Raw genomic sequence first — 23036 nt, forward strand, 5'->3', positions numbered from 1 at the left:
CTGCCGCAACCTCTGGGAAAACAAATGTCCGATACATCCGGCAAAAGCGGATTACTGCGTTCTAGCGCGGTAGTCAGCGTGATGACGCTGCTGTCCAGGGTGCTGGGCATGGTACGCGATATGGTCGTGGCCAGCTACTTCGGGTCCGGTGCTGCGGCGGATGCATTTTTCATCGCCTTCAAGATTCCCAACTTTCTGCGGCGCCTGTTTGCCGAAGGCGCTTTCGCCCAAGCGTTCGTGCCGGTGCTATCGGAATATCGAACCAAGCGGACGCTATTAGAAGTCAAGCTGCTGGTTGATCGTACGGCCGGCATGCTTGGCTTGATCCTGACTGGCATCACCGCCATCGGGGTGTTGGCCTCGCCTTATGTAGTGATGCTCTTCGCGCCCGGATTTCATGATGAGCCGGCAAAAATGCAGTTGGCCGGCGAGTTGCTGCGCATCACCTTTCCCTACTTGCTGTTGATTTCTCTGACGGCCTTCACGTCCGGCGTGCTCAACAGCTATGGACGCTTCGCTGTGCCGGGTTTTACGCCGGTGCTGCTCAACGTCTGCATGATCGCTTCGGCAGTGTTTCTTACGCCTTATTTCGATCAACCCATCATGGCGCTGGCCTGGGGCGTATTCATTGCTGGATTTGCTCAACTGGCTTTCCAGCTTCCTTATGTCGCTAAGTTGGGACTGTTGCCGCGGCCTCGGGTGAAGTTCGGTGACGAGGGCGTGCGACGGATCATGCTACTGATGGTTCCGGCGCTGTTCGGCGTGTCGGTCAGTCAGATCAATTTACTGCTCGACACGGTGCTTGCCTCGTTCCTGCAAACCGGCAGCGTGTCATGGCTTTATTACGCGGACCGGCTTTCGGAACTGCCGCTCGGCGCATTCGGTATTGCCATCGGTACGGTCATTCTTCCGAGCCTGTCGCGTCAGCACGCCGGCGCGGATCCCAAGGCCTTTTCCGACACGCTCAACTGGGCCCTGCGAATGGTGTTGTTGGTGGGAATCCCGGCGGCGCTCGCGCTGGGTATTCTGGCCGAACCATTGATAGCCAGCCTGTTCTTCTATGGCGCGATGAGCGAGGAGGCTGTGGTGCAGTCGGCCCGTGCGCTCGAGGCTTATTCGCTTGGGGTGCTGGCATTCATGCTGATCAAGGTGCTCGCGCCCGGCTTCTTCGCTCGCCAGGATTTGAAGACGCCGGTGCGGGTCGCGATCATCTGCATGGTCGCCAATATGGTGATGAACCTGATCCTGATCTGGCCGCTCAAGCATGTCGGGTTGGCGCTGGCGACTTCGCTGTCATCAATGCTCAACGCCGGACTGCTGTTTTGGGGCTTGTACAAGATCGGCGTGTTTCGAGTTGCGCCGGGCTGGAGCGTATTTCTCCTGCGACTGGCGGGCGGTTGTGCCGCCATGGTGGCGACGATCTGGTGGCTCAACGCGCCGTCGGTCGAATGGTTCGCCTGGGCGTGGCAGCAGCGCGCGTTGCAGCTGGGGCTGCTGGTGGTGGCTGGGATCGGGGCGTTCGTTGCAGGGCTGCTAGTGCTCGGTTTGCGACCGCGTCATCTTCGTCACTGACTGGCCGGCCATGCTCACGGCAAACCTGTCCGCGACTGGCGCCTCATGCGTATAATCGACGACTTTTCAAGCAAGAAGTGCGGTATGCAGCTGGTTCGAGGTCTTCATAACCTGCGCCCCCGGCATCGGGGTTGCGTCGCCACTATCGGCAATTTCGACGGCGTTCACCGGGGGCATCAGGCCATTCTGGCCCGCCTGCGCGAGCGTGCCGCCGAGTTTGGCTTGCCCAGCTGTGTGGTGATTTTCGAACCCCAGCCGCGTGAATACTTCGCCCCGGACAAGGCGCCCGCACGGCTGACGCGGCTGCGCGAAAAGCTGCGGTTGCTGGATGAGCAGGGCGTCGATCTAGTGCTGTGCCTGGCCTTCAATCGTCGTTTGCGCGAGATGAGCGCCGCTGAGTTCGTCCACGCGACGCTGGTCGAAGGGCTTGGCGTTCAGCATCTCGAAGTCGGTGATGATTTTCGCTTCGGCTGTGATCGTGCCGGCGATTTCAATTTTCTCTTGAAAGCGGGCGCTGTCGAGGGCTTCAGCGTCGAGGCTGCTACCACCATCGAGGTGGACGGTGAGCGCGTCAGTAGCACGCGGCTGCGCCAAGTGCTTGCCGATGGCGATCTGGCGTCGGCGCAGAAGCTACTCGGTCGACCGTTCAGCATAGCCGGACGGGTCATGCATGGTCAGGCGCTGGGACGTCAGCTTGGCGCGCCGACTGCCAATATTCAGCTCAAGCGCAAGAGCACGCCGCTTAGCGGCGTGTTTGTGGTGAGCACAGAAGTCGACGGCATGCAGCAGCCGGCGGTGGCTAACATTGGCATGCGTCCATCGGTCGAAAGTGACGGTAAGCCCCATCTCGAAGTGCATTTGCTCAATTACCAGGGCGATCTCTATGGTCGCCTGCTGCGCGTGACCTTTCACCGCAAGCTGCGTGACGAGCAGCGCTTTGCCTCGCTGGAGGCGCTCAAGACGGCGATCGAAGCCGATATCGCCGCGGCTCGCGAATACTGGCGAGCTTCACCCTTTACCACGAGTCAGGACTGAAATGACCGATTACAAAGCGACCCTCAATCTGCCGTCCACGGCATTTCCGATGAAGGCCGGACTGCCACAGCGCGAGCCGGAGACCCTGCAGCGCTGGGACAGTATTGACCTTTACGGGAAGCTGCGGCAGATCGGAGAGGGCCGCCCGAAGTTCGTCCTGCATGACGGCCCGCCGTACGCCAACGGCAGCATTCACATCGGCCATGCAGTGAACAAGGTCATCAAGGATTTCATTGTCCGCTCCAAGACCCTGGCGGGATTCGACGCGCCTTATGTACCGGGCTGGGATTGCCATGGCCTGCCAATCGAACACAAGGTCGAAATCACCTACGGCAAGAACCAACCTGCGGACCTGACCCGCGAGCGCTGCCGTGCTTATGCTGCCGAGCAGATCGAGGGACAGAAGGCCGACTTCATTCGCCTCGGCGTACTCGGTGAATGGGACAACCCGTACCGCACCATGGATTTCGCCAATGAGGCAGGTGAAATCCGCGCGCTGGCGAAGATGGTCTCAGGTGGTTTCGTCTTCAAGGGCCTGAAGCCGGTGAACTGGTGTTTCGACTGCGGCTCGGCATTGGCCGAGGCAGAAGTTGAGTACCAAGATAAGAAGTCCGATGCTATCGATGTGGCTTTTCAGGTCGAGGACGCGGACAAGCTGGCAGCAGCTTTCGGCGTGGCGGCGTTGGCCAAACCGGCCAGTATCGTCATCTGGACCACCACGCCCTGGACCATTCCGGCCAACCAGGCACTCAACGTCCATCCCGACTTCGTCTATGCCCTGGTCGATACCGGTGAGCGTCTGCTGGTGCTGGCCGAGGAACTGGTTGAATCCAGCCTGCAGCGTTATGGCCTGAGCGGTGAGATTGTCGCCCGTTGCGAAGGCAAGGCACTGGAACTCATCCGCTTCCGCCATCCGTTCTACGAGCGCTTCGCACCGGTCTATCTGGCTGACTATGTGGAAACCGGCGCCGGTACCGGCATCGTTCATTCCGCGCCCGCGTATGGCGAAGACGACTTCCGCTCCTGCAAGCATTACGGCATGGAGAACGACGACATCCTCAGCCCGGTGCAGAGCCATGGCGTCTACGTCTCCGACCTGCCGTTCTTCGGCGGCCAGTTCATCTGGAAGGCCAACCCGGCCATCGTCGAGAAATTGCGCGAAGTCGGCGCGCTGCTCAAACATGAATCCATCCAGCACAGCTACATGCATTGCTGGCGCCACAAGACACCGCTGATTTACCGCGCCACCGCGCAATGGTTCGTCGGTATGGACAAGGTTGCTCACGACGGCAGTTCCTTGCGTCGCCGGGCGCTGGATGCCATCGAGCAGACCGAATTCGTCCCCGCCTGGGGCCAAGCGCGACTGCACGGCATGATCGCTGGGCGTCCGGATTGGTGCATTTCCCGTCAACGTACCTGGGGCGTGCCGATCCCGTTCTTCCTGCATAAGGAAAGCGGCGAATTGCATCCGCGTACCGTCGAGTTAATGGAAGCTGTAGCGCAACGCGTGGAGCAGGGCGGAATCGAAGCTTGGTCGAAGCTGGACGCTTCCGAACTGCTTGGCGAGGAGGCGGCGCATTACGAAAAGATCAGCGACACCCTGGACGTTTGGTTCGATTCCGGCACTACGCATTGGCACGTGATGCGTGGCTCGCATCCGATGGGGCACGAAAATGGCCCCCGTGCGGACCTGTATCTGGAAGGCTCCGATCAGCACCGTGGCTGGTTCCACTCGTCGCTGCTGACCGGTTCGGCAATCGACGGTCATGCGCCATATAAAGGGCTGCTGACCCATGGTTTCGTGGTCGACGAGAACGGCCGCAAGATGTCGAAGTCGCTGGGCAATGTGGTTGCGCCGCAGGAAGTCACCGACAGCCTGGGCGCCGATATCCTGCGTCTCTGGGTGGCGTCCACCGATTATTCCGGTGAGATGGCGGTTTCTAAGGTCATTCTGCAGCGCAGCGCGGACTCCTATCGCCGCATTCGCAACACTGCACGCTTCCTGCTCTCCAACCTCGACGGTTTCGACCCGGCGCAGCATCAGGTTCCGGCTGATCAGCTAATCGCGCTCGACCGCTGGGCCATCGATCGCGCTTTGTTGTTGCAGCGGGAAATCGAAGAAGCCTACGGCACCTACAAGTTCTGGAACGTCTACCAGAAAGTGCACAACTTCTGCGTACAGGAGCTAGGCGGTTTCTACCTCGACATCATCAAGGACCGTCAGTACACCACTGGTGTTGACAGCCTGCCGCGGCGCTCCTGCCAGACCGCGCTGTACCACATCGCCGAGGCACTGGTGCGCTGGATCGCGCCGATCCTATCGTTCACCGCCGATGAGATCTGGCAGTACCTGCCGGGCGAGCGTAACGAATCGGTCATGCTCAATACCTGGTACGAGGGGCTGGCCGAGCTGCCAGACAATGTCGAACTGGGTCGTGAGTTCTGGGACAAGGTCATGGCAGTCAAGGCTGCGGTGAACAAGGAACTGGAAACCCAGCGCGCGGCCAAGACCATCGGCGGCAACCTACAGGCCGAAGTAGTGCTCTACGCCGAAGACGCCCTGGTGGCGGATCTGGCCAAGCTGGGCAACGAGTTGCGCTTCGTGCTGATCACCTCGGCGGTGAAGATAGCGCCTCTAGCCAACGCACCTGCCGAAGCCGTCCAGAGCGAGCTGTCAGGTCTCAAGCTGCAGGTCAGCAAAACTGACTATGCCAAGTGCGGCCGCTGCTGGCACCACCTGCCCGACGTCGGTGGTCACGCGGCGCATCCAGAGATCTGCGGCCGCTGTGTTGAAAATATCGAAGGCGCTGGCGAGGTGCGTCACTATGCGTGACAGCGCACGTGATCGTAGGGTGGGTTCCCACCGTGGACTTTTGCGGTCTTTCGCGAGCGTCGGCTTCGTAGGGTGGGCTTCAGCCCACCGTTGGCAGAACGGACGCAATCTCGGTGGGCTGAAGCGGAGCGCCGCCCGGCCCACCCTACGATTTGACCCGACGGCGGGCGCAACCCGCCATGCTCTTTCGAGGGTAGAAGCATGACGTCGCGTTTCGGCAAGCTGTCATGGCTATGGCTTAGTGTGTTGGTCATCGCCCTCGATCAGGCGACCAAGCATTATTTCGAAGCCAACTTCAGTCTGTACCAGAAGGTCGATGTGATCCCCGACTACTTCGCCTGGACGCTGGCCTATAACACTGGTGCGGCATTCAGCTTTCTGGCCGATCATTCCGGCTGGCAGCGATGGTTGTTCGCGGCGATTGCCATTGGCGTCAGCGTCGTGCTGGTGGTCTGGATGAAGCGTTTGAAGCCCGGCGAAACCTGGCTAGCGGTTGCCCTGGCCCTGGTGTTGGGCGGCGCGCTCGGTAATCTCTATGACCGCGTCGTACTGGGCCATGTCGTCGACTTCATCCTGGTGCATTGGCAGAACCGCTGGTATTTCCCGGCATTCAATATTGCCGACAGCGCCATCACCATCGGCGCAGTGATGCTGGCGCTGGACATGTTCCGTAGTAGTAAAACGGGAGAAGCGGTAAATGACTGAACAACGCATCGCGCAGGATATGCAGGTCACCCTGCATTTCGCGCTGAGTCTGGAAAACGGCGAGCAGGTCGATACAACTTTTGACAAGCAGCCGGCGACCTTCAAGGTCGGTGATGGAAATTTGTTGCCGGGGTTCGAACAGCAGTTGTTCGGGCTCAAAGCCGGTGATAAACGCACCTTCCAGATCGCACCAGAGCAAGGCTTCGGTCAGCACAATCAACAGAATGTCCAGACCATGCCGCGCAGCCAGTTCGAAGGTATGGAGCTGTCCGAAGGCCTGCTAGTAATTTTCAACGATGCCGCCAAAACAGAGTTGCCAGGTATCGTCAAAGCCTTCGATGAGCGTCAGGTGACCGTGGATTTCAACCATCCACTGGCTGGCAAGGCGTTGACGTTCGAGGTGGAGATATTCGAGGTCAAGGCGGTCTGAGTGGATTTCCGAAGTAGGCTGCTGTAGAGGCAGTTTGCTGGCGAACCGACGTTAGCCCGTCAACACCACAGGTTTTGCTGATATCCGCTTCGCTTCATACCGCTGCCATGCGTTACACCTAATACTCACCTGCTTCGCGTGCCGAGAATTCATATGAAAATCAAACTCGCCAATCCGCGTGGTTTCTGTGCCGGTGTTGACCGTGCCATCGAGATCGTCAACCGTGCACTGGAAGTATTTGGGCCGCCGATTTATGTGCGCCATGAAGTGGTGCACAACAAGTTCGTGGTGGAAGATCTGCGCGAGCGCGGCGCGATTTTCGTCGATGAGCTCGATCAGGTGCCGGATGGCTTCATCGTCATCTTCAGTGCCCACGGTGTTTCCCAGGCGGTGAAAATGGAGGCGGACAGACGTGGTCTGAAGGTTTTCGACGCGACCTGTCCGCTGGTGACCAAGGTTCATCTGGAAGTGACCAAATACAGTCGCGAAGGGCGAGAATGCATCCTCATCGGTCACGAGGGCCATCCGGAAGTGGAAGGCACCATGGGACAGTACGACACCGCGAACGGCGGCTCGATCTACCTGGTTGAGGACGAGGAAGACGTCGCCCAGCTACAGGTGCGCAACCCCGAGTCGCTGGCGTTCGTGACCCAGACCACGCTGTCCATGGACGACACCAGCCGCGTGATCGACGCCCTGCGCACACGCTTTCCCAGCATCGGCGGCCCGCGCAAGGACGACATCTGCTACGCCACCCAGAACCGCCAGGACGCTGTAAAGCAACTGGCCGGTGAGTGCGATGTGGTCCTGGTCGTCGGCAGCCCCAACAGCTCCAACTCCAACCGCCTGCGCGAACTGGCCGAGCGCATGGACACCCCCGCCTACCTGATCGACGGTGCCGAAGACCTCAAGCGCGAATGGTTCGCCGAAAACGCCCGCATCGGCATCACCGCCGGCGCCTCGGCACCTGAAGTGCTGGTGCGTGGAGTGATCGACCAGTTACGTGAGTGGGGCGCAACAGGGATGGATGAGCTAGAAGGGCGGCCGGAGAACGTGACGTTTTCTATGCCGAAGGAGTTGCGGGTAAAGCAGGTATGAGCCGGTCTCGCAGGTTTTGGAAATGAAAAAGCCGACCCGCATGGATCGGCTTTTTCGTTGGTCCTGGCTTAGCGCCGCCAGCATTCGGCGAGCGTTGCCCCCGCTTTTTGGCCTTTAGCGCCCGTATTGGCCAGAGTCAGCGTGCCGCAGCTATCGTTTGCCATTGAGCCTGTAGGTGTAGCCTCAAGCACGTAGCTGTTTGCTGTAGGGCTGTTCTCGGCGAATGCCAAGTCATAAGACTTGTTGCCGCCGTCTTTGGGCGCTACATCGAAGGGGAGGTCGGGCGCATTGCCATCTGACTTAAGGTAACGACCGTTACTGGTGTAGTGGCGCTCCATAAACTGCGAAAGCTCCATCAGTGCAGTCTGGGCATCGGCGCGCTTGGCTTTGCGTACATGCTCCTGATAGGACGGGTAGGCAATCGCCGCCAGGATGCCGATGATAGCCACGACAATCATGACTTCAATAAGGGTGAAGCCGGCACTCGATTTCTGAGCAGGCGCCATCATTTGCTTTCCCATCAGTTACTCCTCACTTCACGCCAGGAGTGGCGGCCAAAACGCTGCGACCCTGCAACTGGAATGCATTGGGGGGTAGTGCCGCTGGAGCCGGCGAAGCACAGCCACTTGAGTAGTGGGGTTACACCTTTGACCACGCCATCATCGGTGTCGGAAATTCCTGACCATGGAATATTCTCATCATCACCAATGGTGGTTGTGTCGTCATCGTCCGGTGTTCCATCGGCATTGGTATCGAAATAGACATAGTTCAGACGCGATCCGCTGGAAAGATTCATTGCCATGATGAAGCTTGTGCCACCGAAGGCGCATGGGTCGGCAGAGGGTGTCATGGTGCTAAAAATCACTCGATCAGTACGCAGGGTGGCTTTGGCAACAACGCGCTCGCCTTTGGCGCCGGTATTCCCCGTCCCTTCCAGCCAGCCAAGGTCAAGGTACCAGCCAGACTCAGTGGACAAGGCATTGTCGGTGATTGCCCGTGCGTTGACTCCACTTGCTAATGTCTCCTCCTTGATAACTGCTTGTTTTAGCAGGGAGTCACGGCCATCGATAGCCACGCCTCTATCGATGATGCCGTAGAAGGTATCGACGGATGGAGATTGCGGTATTTCATTATCACCGTTGCGATAAAAGCTACCGGTCCCGAAGAAGACCATGTGTTCCCCCTTGTCATTGAAGGCTGACGATAGCGGAGCAGTGATGGCTTGGAGATTGTTGCTGCGATCCTTGGCTATGAACAGAGGGTTATCGCCCAGACTGTTGGGAATGTCCCAGTTGGACGGACTGCCGCCGTCCAGGTCAATGCGCCATACATTGCCCAGCGTATCGGCCACGTAGACGCGGTCTGCCACCATGTCGAAGTTGGTATCCGAGGCCAGCGGAGAGCCCAGGTTGCCGGTGCTCGGCAGTTCGATCTCGCGAATGATGCTGCCGTTTGCGGCATCCAGAATCCAGACTTTGCCGTCTTGCGGCGCATTGTCGTGGTAGCCGCTGCTGACGATGACGCCAAACTTCTCATTGGGCAGGGCGACCAGTGCTGGTTGGCCCATGGTGTAGCCCATCTCGGGGTGGCTAAACTCCCACATGACGTTGTCGTTGTTCATGCTGCCGGGGTTGGTTACGTCGAGGGCAAAAACGCTTTTGCCGCCTGCGCCAGTGGTGCCGACCACCATAGTCTTCCAGCCATTGATATACACATCCGATACACGCGGTGTGCCATCTACGTAATAGCGGTGCGAGTAGGCCGGGTCGGTCAAGTTGATCAGGTTGCCGAATACGCTGTTGGGCACATAGGCGAAGAGCTCTCTGCCACCATTGGTTTCAGCTGTCTCTCCGACGCGCGCATCGAAACCGTGCAGCATGCCGTCATTGGCACCGACGATAACCATGGGGGTGCGGCTTTGATAAGCGCTGCTGGCACGGAAGGTTGTATAGGCGTTGCCTACGGCACCGTTAGTTCCCCAGCTCAGGCGCGAATAGCCGAAATCCTGATTGTGAATATACTGCGGGTCAGAGTTGACGATATCGCCCAAGCGGCTACCGCGTTGGCGAAAATCCTTGGTGCGGTCTTCTGTTGTGATTTCGTTGGTACGGTCGCCACGAAGGTAAGCCAGACGCTTCTGTGCGTTTGCGGAGTCTGCTTCGGCAGCTAGCTGCAGCAGTGCTTGCTGATCGCTATTAAGGCTGTTCCAAGTGAAATCCGCGCCTTGCGTAGCAATTGTTTCGCCAGAACGGCCCGAAGTAGTGGCGGGTGTGATGGTAAATATATTGCGGGAATCGATAGAGCTCAGACTGTCGAGCTTTTGTGCGGCGCTCCAGGCAGTATCCTCTCCAACCACACCATTGTCAGTGACTCGCCGAGCGAGTAGATCGCCGCTCCAGAAGCGGCTATCCAGACGCGACTGAAAGAGTGCGGTATCAGTTTCTAACCGAGTAGAGTTAGTGGCCAGAGATGCCGTAGTGCTCTGTACTTCATTGGATATCTGTGCGAAGGCCTTCCTCAAACCCTCGACCATGTTGTTGGCGTCACTGGCGACGAAGAAGTTATCGGGTCGTGGGTCTTTTGTATCCAGCACGTCTGTGGTTGTGTGCCACCACTCTTCATTAAGTGCGTCGGTGCGGTTAAGGGCTATACCAAAGTCACTGGGCACTTTGAAACCACCATACTTAGCTGCAAGCCAGTATTGGTTGCTGCCTTTCCCCAGCAAAGTACGCCCTTCGCGCACATCAACCCAGTAAGTAGAGATGGTTTGTTTTCCGGCTAGATCACCTCGAATGTCTGTGGTGTTGGCGTAGTAGGCCAGGCCGGCAATATGGGCCGAGTTCCCACGGCCGGTAAACTCGCTGGTTGCACTTTTGTTTATACCTTCAAGGTCGAATACCTTTTGGGTGTAACTGCTGACGGCCAGTGTGTCACCAGTGTATGGGACGTTGCGGTCTTCGTGAGTGTTTACGTCGCCGATGCCCAAAATCACGTTTTTCTGACAGGCATATTGCATTGGATCTTCCCAGTCGGTGATGACTGGGAAGTGATCCTTTTCAGTATTGTTTGAGGTGTTGGAGTAAGAGTCTATATCGCCTTGAGCCTTGAAGTAGCGCAGGGCTGTGTAGTAAAGCTCACTGACCGGGTCGTTAGACTTGTGCTGATTTGTTAGTTCGCCAAACTTATTGATGTAGTTGATGACACCGCTGTTTCCGGTTGTGTCGTTGTGGGGGTTTTTAATAAGAACTCCCGTTGCTTCATCCCATTCCTTGGCTGAGTTGGGAGTCGCTCCTGCCGTGCCGGGCTCAGTCATGGTCGGACCTACGTACTTCTGCGGAGCGCGAAGTACGCCGCCGTTGCGATTATTGCCATCAATGTTTAGATAGCTGAACGCGCTATAGCGGATCGTATCGGCATAGCGCTGGATGAGCCCCTCAGGCTTCCAAGCATTTCCATATTGAACGCAGTTGCTCTCAAGTAAATCAGCGTTTTTGCAGACTTCTACTCGTACGGAATAAAAAGTAGTTTCGTTGTCATTGATAATGCGAAGAGTTTTGTTCTTTTGGTAGTTCTGAATTGCTGAGCTCTTGCGGCTATCTGAGCTTATTACAGAGCTGGCTAATGTTCCTTTGGTATAAGGGGCGATGCTTTTTATCAATGTGTTTCCGGTAACGGACCTGTTGTCAAAATAATTGCTTCGGTTAGCTCGGGTGGCCTTTTCAATGATCGTTTTGCTGATGGTGTCGACTACTCTGTAGCCGCCGGTTAGCGCCAGGCGGAAGGGGTCAATAGTCTGGGTGGTGGCCCAGTTTAAATAATTCCCGCTCCATTCCTTGCTACCCGTGCAGTCCTTAGCCTTTCTGGTTGGGGTGAAGTATCCGCCGCCATCGTTGCCATTGATTTTGCCGAAAACGATATGGTCAACTTCTTCTTTTATATATTCGTAGCATTTTTCACTGTCAAAATTTCCAACATAGTTTTTCGTATGTGCGTAATTGGTGTCGATGTTTGCAATACTAATTACGGTTGGGAATTCAACCGAGGGTACAAGCGCCAAGTTTCCAGGTACGTTGCCGCCACCCAGAAGCAGGGGAGTTTGTGCTATTGAGGCGTAACTCGGCGTTGCAGCGGTGACAATACAAAGCGATAGCATAAAGCCGGAGCTGGCTTTAAGTGTGGAAAGGGTTAAATGGCGAGACATTATGTTGGCACTCCCAAAAAAGGATGATCATGCAATAAGGCTTACTGCTCAACTAGAAAGGTGGAGCGGAGTTGGACTTTAGAGCTGGGCTTGTCATCGCTATTTGTGTTGATTCCGAAGCCATCGGACTCGACGCGTACCAGTGCACCTTCATCCTCGATGGGCGCGCCCGCCTCGGTGCTGGTTCTGATATTTGCCAGTAAAATGATTCTGTATTCAGGGTCTTTTTTTGTGTTTGGAAAGTTCGTATAGCTGACAGGGGTGGTGTCAGCGGAGCTATCTTTCAAGCTGCTGAGTGTGCCTGCTATAAAGTGTGCAGCAACTTGTTCTTCGCCTTTGCGGAGAGCGGCTTCTGATGCTTGTAGTGCGAGGTTGCTGTCGCGCATATTGCCAGCCATGTTTTCTTGCAGCGACGTGCCACGCATGCTGCTTAGGCCAATAATAGTAAGTAATAACAGCATGATCAGTGCGACGATAAGAACTGCGCCGCGCTCTGCTTGCGGTATGGAAAAGTTAGAGGTCATGGCAGGCGATTCCTGATGCCTATAGTGGAGGTGAACACTTGGGCGAGTCGACGTTCTGCTATAGCGACATCCTCGCCATCAAAATGGATGGTTTGCTGTTCCTGAGTGACATTTGTGTCCGAGCTAACCACTAATAGTTCGATGCGAACTGATGCGACACTTTCCCACTCGGTGGTGGTGATTTCGTCAGCGCTCTTGTATTCGGTGACTTGTCTGCTTGGGCCACTGGTGATGCCATACGTGATCTGCATGTCCTGTACGCCCTCAACAAGTTCTTCGTCTGCGTATTGCGCGTTGGAGGCGTTGGCTTTAAGGCGATTGCGTACCAGAGAAGGGAGACGGTCAGCATGTTCACGAATGTAGTAAAAGCTGTTCTGGAGAGTAAGAACCTCCATTTCGCTGGTGTATTTGTGGCTCCAATCTTGACTCTTGTTGCCTGGGGTTACGTTCGAACCGCTTTTTTGAAGATTTTTTGACTCGGCGTTGTTAGCGCTTTGGAATAGATCGCAGCCTAGAGCATCGGATACCAAGATGATGTTGCCGGCCGTTATACCGGTTGCTTTGTCAATGCCTAGCTGAGGGGTGTGAGTTTGATTTCCAGAGCCGCCATGGAAGTTTTCTTCGCCACCGGCGAACTTTATGAATATTGAATCGGTTTTCGCAAGGCGCCCCTTGCCGTCTAGGTGGGCATGTTGCTCATCACTAGAGCCTTTTCCTTCCCAGCCTTCAATAGGATTTTTGAGTGTAAATAGCTCGTCAGTAGTATTTAAATGGTTGCGGGGTTCACCCAAACACTGTCCTTTGTAGCCTGTGTTGCGGATATCGGAAATCAGAAATTCCATTGCAAAGCGACCGTTTTCCTGCACGCGGGATAAGGCGCTATTGGTGCTATAGGTCTGTTTGCTACTCAGAAATATTTGTATGACGCCCAGCATGAGCAGCAAGCTCAAAGCCATGGCGACCATCAACTCGACAAGCGAAAGCCCGCGTTGCCGTTGGAATGACATGAACATCATATTTCGGTCCGATAAGCGAAGGTTTCGTCGTGGGTGTTGTTATCGTCACTAGCTTTGATTTGGCCGCGAGTATCGTTCCAGCGAATGGATATAGTGACCAAAGTGCCATTCTTCTCCACTTTTCCGGTGCCGTCGGGCAGGCTCAGGGCCAGTTGGTTTAACCATTCGGCGACATCCTTTTGTGCAGATGTACCGCTAACGCTGTTTTCCGTTGAGGAGGTAGGAAAGTCGATCAGATAGGCATCTGTTAGCGCCTCGGTGCGGTTGGCCCGCATACGGTCGGCCAGGTCGCCGGCAAGCAATGTCGCCTGTGATCGGTAATAGGCGCTGTGATTGCTCTGGATGCTGGTAGCCTGGAGGCCGGCCAGACCTAAAAGGCCGATGGCAAGGACCACCATTGCAACCAGTACCTCGATAAGGGTTGCCCCGGTTTCTTTGCGGAAGGGATGGTTAGGTATTGGCATCTTATGGACATCCTGTCTTGGCGGCGGTCGCGTTTCCGGACCGCGAAATCTCAATCGTATATTTGGCTCCGCTAGTGCAGCTTGATGTGGTCGTGGTGAAATTGGTGACTGCATTTGCCATGCCGTTGCTGCGAAACACCGCTCCGGTAATCGGCCCGGTCAATGCCATTCCTGTAACGGAGTCCCAAACCTTTACCACGTCGTCGCTGGTTACATCTTTTACGATCCAGCCCACCGTCCAGTCGGCTCCATTGGCACAGTCTTCCCGATCGTCCGATCGGCAGACGATCACCTCGGTGCGGCGCTTTACGGCTTCGGACCTGGCGAGCTGTAAGGCACCAAGGATTTCATGGTGCAGCGCTGTGGTGCGATTGCTCTGGAGGACGGATGTAAAGGACGGAGCCGCAATGACGATGACTATTGCCAGTACGGCGATAGTGACCATCAGCTCAATCAGGGTGAAACCACGATTAATTTGCATGTGCGCTCTTCTGGCGTTTTGACGAGTGAATCATCCCAGCTTCGCTCGAGGGGCTCGAATGCCAAGGGACGCCCGGTCGCATTGTGAGGACATGCGGTTCGCTAGTTACAGGCGTTATGATTTTCCGGTGATTCGGTTCTCAGACGCCCTGTGATGTTCATCACAAGCTGTTGTATGGCTTCGTTGCCGCTGCAGAGGGTGTAGGTGCCGTTCAGACTATCCGTCATGCCGTTAGCCTTGAATGTCATGAATGTCCTGCTACGGAAGTTGTTCCAGTTCCAGCGGTAGCGGTCTGGTAGTGTCACGACACGATGAAGGTGCTCCCCAGCGTCGAATTGGCCGTTTTGATTCGGGTCGCTGAATATGAGAATGCTCTGCTCCCAATTGGCCGACGCGTTGCAGTCATTAATGCCTGCGCAAAGACTGACGAGTTCGCGGCGAGTAATTGCCAATCCGCGAGCATGATTGAGCGCGGCGAGTAAATCGTGGGTGGCGGCTGTTTGCTGATTACGCTCGATCAGGGAGGCGAAGCTGGGAACGGCGATGCCCAGCAGGACACTGAGGATCGCAATGGTGGTAAGTAGCTCGATGAGCGTAAATGCCCTTTGAGAACAGGGGTTCATGGTGCGCTTCCTTTTGCACGTATGATTCGGCCTTCCTGGCCGGGGCCCTGTTTTAACTTCGTGTGGCTCAAAGTCAAGGCATGGGCGTGATTTTGCTGATCCTTTGGAGATAAGTGTGGGCGACGTATCAATAGTTGTGGGCGGCGGAGTTATAGGCCTCCTTTCGACCTTCCTGCTGGCGAATGCAGGGCAGAACGTGATTTTGCTCGAATCGAGCGCGACAGGCACCGAAGCCTCCTGGGCCGGTGGCGGTATCGTTTCTCCGCTTTATCCATGGCGTTACAGCCCGGGGGTTACGGCTCTGGCCCATTGGTCGCAGGATTTTTATCCGCAGCTTGGCAAGAATTTATACGAGCAGACCGGAATTGATCCTGAAGTGTACGAGACCGGACTCTACTGGCTGGATCTTGAGGACGAAGACGAAGACAAGGCGCTGGGCTGGGCCGAGCGCCAGGGGCGTCCGCTGCATCGAGTACCGATGGAGCAGGTTCGTACCTCCGTCCCATCGTTGGGAACGGGCTTCTCACGCGCGGTGTTCATGCCGAATGTCGCCAATGTGCGCAACCCGCGTCTTTTGGACGCTCTGCGGGTGGCGCTCTCCAGGCTGCCGAAAGTCCAGGTGATCGAGCATTGCCCGGTTACCGGTTTCGTTCGTGACGGCGAGCGGGTGGTTGGCGTCGAGACGGCGCGGGGCGAGATGCATGGGGATCGGGTCGTCGTTGCGGCAGGGGCATGGAGTGGTGATTTGCTCGCCACGCTGGGGCTGGAATTACCGGTCAAGCCGATGAAAGGACAGATGATCCTGTTCAAGTGCGCCGACGATTTTCTGCCGAGTATTGTCTTGGCCAAGCGGCGCTATGCTATCCCTCGTCGTGATGGACATATCCTGGTTGGCAGTACTCTTGAGGACGTCGGTTTTGACAAGACGCCCACCGGCGATGCCCTCGAAAGTCTTAGAGCGACGGCAATCGACCTACTTCCCGCCTTGGCTGATGCCGAAGTAATCAAACACTGGGCAGGGTTGCGTCCCGCCTCGCCTGAAGGCATTCCCTACATCGGGCCGGTGCCGGGACACGACGGGCTTTGGCTCAATTGCGGACACTTCCGTAACGGTTTGGTACTGGCGCCCGCTTCGTGCCAGTTGCTAACGGATCTGATGCTTGAGCGCACTCCTGCTATCGATCCAGAGCCGTATGCGCCTGCCGGTCGGTTCTGATTTTGTAAATGGGGACGGAACACAATGCGGTTGTCCTTCTTGCCTGACTGGTGGATAAGCGGAGCGTTATCCACCCTATTTACTAGAAGATGGTCGGTTGGTGGAACAGCGGATGTTTAAGACGGCGGGGGAGCTAGACAGCATCAGCAAGAGAGAAGCGCTGACTTCATACCCCGCATCACTTTCTCGAAATGACTCGATGCGGAATTTTGGATTGCTTTTGGGTGGCGGCCATTCTCTGGTAATACTGGTTATAGGCTTTCTGGGCCTGAGCTCGCTTGCCCAGTGCCCAATACGCGTCCGCTAGGTTCAGGTAGGCAACGGCTCTGTCCGGGTGTTTCAGGGTAATGTGTTTCAGGAGTTCGGCGGCCTCCGGAAAATAGCCCGCCTGCTCGAACAGAAAGCCGAGATCGTTTGACCAGCCGACCTGTTGCGGGAAGTAGTATTTTTCGACGATGTAGTTCTCAGGATCGCATGCGCCATCCTCATCCCCTGCCATGAAGTAGCTGACGAGGGTCTTCAGTTTTTCGTCGTTACCCGCTTTGTAGTTCTTCAGAGCGGCGTCGAAATTGCTGGACGCCATCTCCGGCATTAGCTTTTCCGCCGCCAGCCCCGAGGTCTGGTGCGCAAAGCGCAAGTCCTTCAGGGCGCCGAAGGCGCGGGCACCGTCGAAATCGGCGATCGACGTGAAGGCGAGGGCGCTGCTGTCGATTGCATGGGTGCTCAGCAGGGACTGGTCACACTCGGTGTTGTTTTCATTCAACAGGATCTGCGTCAGGTCGAACGACTTCGCGGCGCCGTCATATCTGAACTTCAGGTTGAAATTATAAGCACCATTTCCCTCTTCTCGAGTGATGAGCACCAGGTAATCCCCCGCCTGGGCCGCGGGCGAAAGCAGGGTATGGCGCTCACCCTGCAGATCGGTCACCGCCAGCTTTCCCTGCCGTTCAGAGATCAGGTTGGCGATATAGCCATCGTAGCTCTGAGGGAAATAGGCGTTCTCGATGCGCGGCAGCACCTTGTCCGTATCGAGCACTGTAGCGCCCGTGCGGTTGGTGATCTGCAGGCGCTGAGCACCTCCGTCGTCACCGTCTGCGATGCGCAGCTCCTGAAGCGAGGACAAGCCTTCATGCCGTATCGTTTCCGCCGTCGCTACAGCACCGGCCAGCACCAGGGCCGAGGTCAGCAAAAAGCGCAAAGCGGTGAATTTACTGTGCATTTTTCAGAATCCCGTAGATGAATTCGAAGTTCTCTCTGCGCTTTGCGTAGCTCTTCGTGTGCAGGTTCACGACCTTAGTGATCTCATCCGTATGGGTTGTGCTGTTGCCCGACTTCCCGCCCAGGCTTTGCCACTCCCAGAAGCCCAAGGCGGTCAGAAGGCCGTATTTGGTTTCCAGCACCTGATTCGGGTTGGCGACGATATTAATGTTCTCGTTCGGAATTTTAGCTTTCAGCAGGCGCTCGACCGCCTTGTAGTTCTCTTTCCAGGTGAGCTGGATGAAGCCCTTGCCCTTGTAGGACAGCCCTTCCGCGCAGCCTCCAGGGGTCAGATGGAAGTTCTGTCCGGGCACGCTACAGCAGTAGATGCGCTTGGCGATTTCGTCTTCCTGCGGCAGCTGCGAGTAGGCGTAATTCTTGATGATCCTGTAGCCGCTCTTCGCGCTGGCGGGCAGGGCCTTATATTGCTGCATGGATATGCGTTTGTACCCCAGCTCATCCGCCTCCTGTGGGTATTGGCTGAAGTACCTACCAAACAGGTTGCGAAGCGCTGTCGTCGAGTACCACAGGTCTTCTTCCTTGCCCACGAGAGCGTCGCCCACTTCGGCTTTCACTTGGGCAAAGAACTGAGACATCCGCTCTGGCGTGTTGACTTCGAACTGCCCGGCATATTTGTTGAACAGCGTCCGGACTTCTTCTCGTACGGCCTCTTGCGAGGACGGGAAGATCTTCTTCATGTTTTCGGCGCTGATCAGCTCGGAAGCCGGGGCGGGCGAAAGGTTCTGCATCATCACCAGGTTGATCGGCTGGAAGTGCCAGGCCTTGCCCGATGCATCCAGCTTTAGGCTGCCGGCGACATCGCCCCACCAGTTCAGGGCCTTGATGCGGTTCTTCTCTTCGACCCAATCCTGATTGGGATCATCGGGACTGTGGCCCATCAGCTCGTCGAGCTCGTCCCAGCGCGACGCATCCCAGAACCACTCGCTTTCATGCCGCGTGACGAGCTGGGAGATGGATTGAGCGTGCCAGGGCTTTTCTAGCGCCGCCTGGATCTCTTCCGAAGTCATCTTACCGTCGCGGTTGGTATCGATGATGTCGTAGAGACGGCTACGCACAGGGCCGTTGTCGGACTGGTCGATCGCGCCCTGGTAGCTGGCCTTCTCATCGTCGGACAAGCGGCGAGCGGCGTTGAGGTAGTAGGCCAGCCCCGCGCTGGGGGTATCGGTATCCTCAAGAAAATCGAAGCCTTCCCATTCCCACGGGCTGTGACGGGTGGTGATGAGCTCCTGCTCTGCCAGCCAGCCGTTGATGGGTTGGCCATCCTTGTCGGCCAGCAGGCCATCGAGGCGCCACCAGTTGGTCTCGGGCGAGCAGCCGGTTGCCGTGTTGCTGGTGGGGATATTGATCTTGGCCTCGGCGGGTAACGCATCCAGCAGGCTCTGCGGCAGGATCAGGTCAACGCCTATCTCGGCTCCGTCGTCGGTCAGTTTCGGCGGATTTCCGGCCTTGATGTCATCACGATGGGGGATCAGTTTGCTGGCGCCGGCGTGGACCTTGAGCAGGGTCTTTTCCTCCTCCGGCAGGTGCTGCGCCCAGGTACGGCTTTCGCTGATGGACGTCGGCACGTCTTCACAGCTGAAGACCTCCAGGTGCAGTAGGTCCTGGGGCGAGCCGTCGCTCTGGTTCTGGTACTTCCCTACATGCCCGATCAGGTCGCCCGCCTTGATCGGCAGGGGCGGATCCAGCAGCACCACGGTGCCCATGGTCTTGGGTTGCGATTGAGCCGTCAGGAAGGACGAGGAAACATAGCCGGGAAGGCTCCCGTCGTCCCCGGGTGTCAACGCCGATTCATTGTTGCCACTGATTACCTGCTCGAGCTTGAGGAACGCCCCTTCACCCGAGGCGCGGATATGGGCGCCTTTGCTCAGCTTGCCCACAATCGAGGCATCGCTTTGAGCATCGGCGCGTACGTTGAGTTCGCTGCTGCGGGTGTTGACGGTATAGACGCCGGATCCCCAGAACGCCGGACGCTCCAGTTTTTCGTCCTGGCGGTAGTCTTTCCAGCACTTGAGGTGCATGTACAGGCTGTAAATCGTCAGCGCGGGCGGCTTGGGTTTCGACTCGTCAGCGGTGGCAGGTGCCTTGGCCTGGAGCCTATGCCTGACCAGGACGAAACCGGTAGAAAACGGTGCCCGTATCTGAAACGGTGGTCTGCCTGCATAGGTGCTGACGGGGTATTCCTCATCAATCCGGTAAGCGACCACTTCGCCGTGGGTCATGCAGTTGATACGGCTCTGGTCGAAGGCTTCGGAGGTGCCCTTGTCCAGGTGAATGCCGCCATGCCACAGGCCGTTTCCGCCGATGGGGTAGAACCCGGCCTTGGCCTTGCTCAGGGCGGTCAGGTGCTGAAGTGAGTGACCCGCAGACGGCGTGTACGGATAGCACCAGTCACCCTTGGCAGCGCTTTTACCGTTCTCGGCAACGTCTGGCTTTGCATCGTCCGGGTTCAGGGTGCCGTTCACCATGTCCGCGATGTATCGTCTGAAATCGCCTTCCTCAAGTTCGGCGTGAACGTGGATGGCGTAGCTCTGTGCACCCGCCCGGTCCGTGCCGGCCTGCAGGCCGATGTGCTGGCCGTAGGTGATGGCGTCCCCGTCGTTGACCTTGAAGGTGGGGTGGAGGTGCAGGATCTGCCCGATCAGTTGGCCGTTGGTGGGGGCGTCATAAATCTTCAGCGTTCCGTAGGCGCGGCTGGTCTTGGCATAGCCTGCCAGCGGACTGGGGACCGGGATGGAGCGGTTGCTGCCGTCCACCAGCAGCACAAAATCCTTCTTGATGAGCGTGCGACCGCCGACATGGCGCACCTCCTCGAGCTCGCCACTGATGGTTTCGTAGTCCCTGTTGGGTTCACGGCCGGCTGAGGGGTGGTGCTTGGCCAGGTCCTCGTAGCGGTTTACGTCTTCGATGCGGCTGCCAACACTTTCAACGATTTTGAAGCGACGCCCTGTCATGACTTGTCCTGTGAAAAGGTTGTAATCGTACTCAACGCTCAGAGGCCGCAGGCCGCTCCGAAGGTCTTGTAGGTGTCCGTCTTGCCGGCTGATTCGAAGGTGAGGTCGACGTGGCGGTCATCCGATTCGTTGTACTCCGAATGATTGAACTGGCTGACCGTGGTGAGCGTGGCGCTCATTCCCTCGTAGGCGTAGGCCGTACGGGTCGCGTCGATGTCGGTCTGTTGCAGTTCATGGACGGTGCCGGCGATCTTGACGAAGAGCACGTCATCGAGTTCAACGGCGATCGGCTGGGCGTCATCCAGGGCCTGGTACTGCTCATCGGCCGGCACCAGTGCGCAGCGGTAATTCTCGATGCCGCCGCCCTCCTGATATTGGGTGACGGCTTCCTGGTAGGTGATGGACTCCAGTTCGGCGGCCGCGCAGCCAGTCAGATACCCACAGGACAGGATGAATAAGAGTGCCTGGGCGACGAGGTGACGGCCCATGGTTGCTTGCTTCTTTGTCATGACGTTCATGGTTCGACTCAGCCTGAAAAATTCATGGTTCTTTTGACTTTCTTTTTGGGTTTGATCAGGCCAGATGGCGCCTGCTCCAGCTGATTTCCCGCCTTGTCCTTGTCCGCTGTGCCCGGCAGCACCGGCAGCTTGACACCGATTCCCGAACCCTTGCCCGGCGCTCCGCCTGCGTTGATCTTGGTCATGGGGCCGCTGACTGTGATGCCGCCTGGATCGAGCTTGATGAAGCTGCCGCCGGCAGTGAGGGTCAGTTCGATGCCGGCTTCGATGACCATCTTCTGGCCAGCCTTAAGGTGAATTTCGCGGCCGGCCTTGGTCAGTTGGGCGGTGCCGAGTTCGATGTGCTGGGTTTGGCCCACGCTCAAGTGATCGTCCGGGCTGACTTCCACCTTGCGGTCGTCGACGACGGTCAAGTGTTCTTCGGCTTTGAACTCGCTGTAGCTATTGGCCTCGACGGTGTCATGGCGTTCGTGCCCGACGCGGATCTTCTGATCGTGCTCGATGTTCTGGTCCCAGTTGCGCTGAGCATGCATGTAGATCTGCTCGGCGCCCTTGTGGTCCTCGATGCGCAGCTCGTTGTAACCGCCGCCGCCCGGTGAAGTCAGGGTCTTGAATACTGTGCGGGTCTTGTTCGCCGGCAGGTCATAGGGCGTCTGGTGTTCTGCGTGGTAGAGGCAACCACTGACGAGAGGCTGATCGGGGTCGCCTTCGAGAAAGGTAATCAACACTTCCATGCCGACGCGCGGGATGGCGATGCCGCCGTAACGATCACCCGCCCAGCTGCTGGAAACGCGCAGCCAGCAGCTGGTCTTGTCGTCGGCGGTACCGATGCGATCCCAGTGAAACTGGACCTTTACGCGACCGTGTTCGTCGCAGTGGATTTCCTCGCCGGTGGGGCCCGTGACGACGGCGGTCTGACTTCCGAGAACCCTAGGTTTGGGGTGATGCAATGCCGGGCGATAAGGGATGTTCCAGGGAGTGGCGGTGAAGTGGTTGCGGTAGCCCTGGGTGAATGTGTTGTCTGCTCGATCCAGCCCCTCACCCCAACCCTCTCCCCGGAGGGTGGAACTAGTGATCGACTCTTCCAGCACCTGTGGCTGCTTGCCTTCGTGGATCACCTCGGTGACCAGCCAGAGATCGTTCCATTCCTGGCGCGGGTGGTCGGAGATTTCCAGCAGATGACCGCTGACCAGCTTGTGCTGGTCGCTGTTGCCTTCGGCCAAGCGGTAATCGGCGCGATGGCGCTCCAAGGCGCGCAGGGACAGGTGTTTGCCGCGTGTGCGGTCGGTGAAACGGCCGGGGTAGTCGTAGTCCTCCAGGTTCGGCTGCGCCGTTGTCGGCTGTCCGGATGGGCCGTTATGAGCGGCTTCCATCAACAGGCGCGGTTGTTCGAAATCATAGTCGCGCCGGCTGACGCCGTTGGTGCGGGTTTGCAGACGTACGGAGAAGCCTTTGATCACCGGTTCGTCGGCGACCAGGCCGCTGTTCTGAAGATAGGCCGTGGGTTGGCCGAGTCTGGGAAAGCTGGTCTGGTCATCGCCGAACACCAGGACGTGGCCGTCTGAGGTATGTTCGAAGTGGTAGTGAATGCCTTCTTCCTCGCACAGGCGCTGGATGAAGTGCAGGTCGGTTTCGTCGTACTGCGTGCAATAGTCGCGCTCGGGATAGACCGTCGGACCGAGTTGAAAGCGATAGGCGTTGGCCTGGATGCTGTGACCTTCGAGCACCTGGGCGACGATCTGCGGCACAGTCAGATGCTGGAAGATGCGCTGATCGGTGCGGTGGGCCAGATAGGCGAGTTGCGGGACGATGGCCAGCCGGTAGCGGGTCAGGCGCTTGCCGGACTCGCCCTGGGCGACGCGGTGGATCAGCCCATGGATGCCGTTGCCCGATGGCGAGAGGGCGAGAAAAGCCGGCTGGTGAAGCAGGCTGTGCAAGTCGAGATCGGGGCGCTCGCTGACCAGCTCCAGGTCGAAGCGATAGGGTTGGCTGATGGCCTCGCGACCGGTGAACGCGAGCACTTTCAGATCGTGCTCGATGCCTTCGATGGTGATACTGAAATGGGTGTCATTAGCCGCGTTGAACATCGCG

At 57.5% G+C, this 23036-nt stretch carries 18 protein-coding genes; 7 read left to right on the plus strand and 11 right to left on the minus strand.

The genetic code is table 11. The annotated features are described in order from the left end of the window. Nucleotides 1–24 precede the first annotated feature (24 nt). From murJ to ispH, 6 genes are all read left to right on the plus strand, one after another. Nucleotides 25–1572 (plus strand): murein biosynthesis integral membrane protein MurJ, encoded by a 1548-nt coding sequence (gene murJ / locus NA645_RS17355; RefSeq protein ID WP_256049981.1) that lies wholly within the window; start codon nt 25–27, stop codon nt 1570–1572. Nucleotides 1573–1656: 84 nt separating this feature from the next. Further along, nucleotides 1657–2607 carry a bifunctional riboflavin kinase/FAD synthetase gene (gene ribF, locus NA645_RS17360; protein WP_256049982.1) on the plus strand — a complete coding sequence of 317 codons (951 nt, stop codon included), beginning with the start codon at nt 1657–1659 and terminating at the stop codon, nt 2605–2607. 1 nt (nt 2608) lies between these two features. After that, on the plus strand, nt 2609–5440 hold the full coding sequence (gene ileS, locus NA645_RS17365; RefSeq protein WP_256049983.1) for an isoleucine--tRNA ligase: 2832 nt from the start codon (nt 2609–2611) through the stop codon (nt 5438–5440). Nucleotides 5441–5641: 201 nt separating this feature from the next. Further along, the gene (gene lspA / locus NA645_RS17370; RefSeq protein ID WP_256049984.1) at nt 5642–6145 is read left to right on the plus strand and encodes a signal peptidase II; all 504 of its coding nucleotides are present in this window, start codon (nt 5642–5644) and stop codon (nt 6143–6145) included. Further along, complete coding sequence (locus NA645_RS17375; RefSeq protein ID WP_256049985.1) at nt 6138–6575, plus strand: FKBP-type peptidyl-prolyl cis-trans isomerase; 438 nt, start codon at nt 6138–6140, stop codon at nt 6573–6575. The genes lspA and NA645_RS17375 overlap by 8 nt, the downstream gene beginning before the upstream one ends. Nucleotides 6576–6728: 153 nt before the next feature. Then, the gene (ispH, locus tag NA645_RS17380; RefSeq protein ID WP_256049986.1) at nt 6729–7673 is read left to right on the plus strand and encodes a 4-hydroxy-3-methylbut-2-enyl diphosphate reductase; all 945 of its coding nucleotides are present in this window, start codon (nt 6729–6731) and stop codon (nt 7671–7673) included. A gap of 68 nt (nt 7674–7741) precedes the next feature. On the opposite strand, the gene NA645_RS17385 is transcribed toward ispH, so the two are convergent. The 7 genes from NA645_RS17385 to NA645_RS17415 all read right to left on the minus strand — a co-directional run bounded on the left by NA645_RS17385 (nt 7742) and on the right by NA645_RS17415 (nt 14982). After that, nucleotides 7742–8194 (minus strand): type IV pilin protein, encoded by a 453-nt coding sequence (locus tag NA645_RS17385; protein ID WP_272892125.1) that lies wholly within the window; start codon nt 8192–8194, stop codon nt 7742–7744. After that, entirely contained in the window at nt 8194–11874 is a 3681-nt protein-coding gene (locus NA645_RS17390) for a pilus assembly protein (RefSeq protein WP_256049987.1), read from the minus strand. Before NA645_RS17390 ends, NA645_RS17385 begins: the two co-directional genes overlap by 1 nt. A gap of 41 nt (nt 11875–11915) precedes the next feature. Then, nucleotides 11916–12398 (minus strand): pilus assembly PilX family protein, encoded by a 483-nt coding sequence (locus NA645_RS17395; RefSeq protein ID WP_256049988.1) that lies wholly within the window; start codon nt 12396–12398, stop codon nt 11916–11918. After that, nucleotides 12395–13414 carry a PilW family protein gene (locus tag NA645_RS17400; protein ID WP_256049989.1) on the minus strand — a complete coding sequence of 340 codons (1020 nt, stop codon included), beginning with the start codon at nt 13412–13414 and terminating at the stop codon, nt 12395–12397. Before NA645_RS17400 ends, NA645_RS17395 begins: the two co-directional genes overlap by 4 nt. Continuing rightward, entirely contained in the window at nt 13411–13878 is a 468-nt protein-coding gene (pilV, locus tag NA645_RS17405) for a type IV pilus modification protein PilV (protein WP_256049990.1), read from the minus strand. Before pilV ends, NA645_RS17400 begins: the two co-directional genes overlap by 4 nt. Before the next feature lies 1 nt (nt 13879). Next, the gene (locus NA645_RS17410; RefSeq protein ID WP_256049991.1) at nt 13880–14359 is read right to left on the minus strand and encodes a GspH/FimT family pseudopilin; all 480 of its coding nucleotides are present in this window, start codon (nt 14357–14359) and stop codon (nt 13880–13882) included. Between the two features lie 101 nt (nt 14360–14460). Beyond that, complete coding sequence (locus NA645_RS17415; protein ID WP_256049992.1) at nt 14461–14982, minus strand: GspH/FimT family pseudopilin; 522 nt, start codon at nt 14980–14982, stop codon at nt 14461–14463. A 115-nt stretch (nt 14983–15097) separates the two neighbouring features. Between NA645_RS17415 and thiO the strand changes: the two genes are divergently transcribed. Next, a complete protein-coding gene (gene thiO / locus NA645_RS17420) occupies nt 15098–16198 on the plus strand; it encodes a glycine oxidase ThiO (protein ID WP_256049993.1) in 1101 nt (366 codons plus the stop codon). A 178-nt stretch (nt 16199–16376) separates the two neighbouring features. Here thiO and NA645_RS17425 read toward each other — a convergent pair whose 3' ends face one another. Genes NA645_RS17425 through tssI form a run of 4 tightly spaced genes read right to left on the minus strand, consistent with a single transcriptional unit; the run spans nt 16377 to nt 23032 of the window. Continuing rightward, entirely contained in the window at nt 16377–17417 is a 1041-nt protein-coding gene (locus NA645_RS17425; RefSeq protein WP_256049994.1) for a tetratricopeptide repeat protein, read from the minus strand. After that, on the minus strand, nt 17407–20427 hold the full coding sequence (locus tag NA645_RS17430; protein WP_256049995.1) for a hypothetical protein: 3021 nt from the start codon (nt 20425–20427) through the stop codon (nt 17407–17409). The genes NA645_RS17425 and NA645_RS17430 overlap by 11 nt, the downstream gene beginning before the upstream one ends. A 38-nt stretch (nt 20428–20465) precedes the next feature. Further along, the gene (locus NA645_RS17435; RefSeq protein WP_256049996.1) at nt 20466–20945 is read right to left on the minus strand and encodes a hypothetical protein; all 480 of its coding nucleotides are present in this window, start codon (nt 20943–20945) and stop codon (nt 20466–20468) included. Between the two features lie 8 nt (nt 20946–20953). Beyond that, complete coding sequence (gene tssI / locus NA645_RS17440) at nt 20954–23032, minus strand: type VI secretion system tip protein TssI/VgrG (RefSeq protein ID WP_256049997.1); 2079 nt, start codon at nt 23030–23032, stop codon at nt 20954–20956. Between the last annotated feature and the right edge of the window lie 4 nt (nt 23033–23036).

The sequence above is a fragment of the Stutzerimonas stutzeri genome (genome assembly GCF_024448955.1).
Lineage (GTDB): Bacteria > Pseudomonadota > Gammaproteobacteria > Pseudomonadales > Pseudomonadaceae > Stutzerimonas > Stutzerimonas stutzeri_AQ.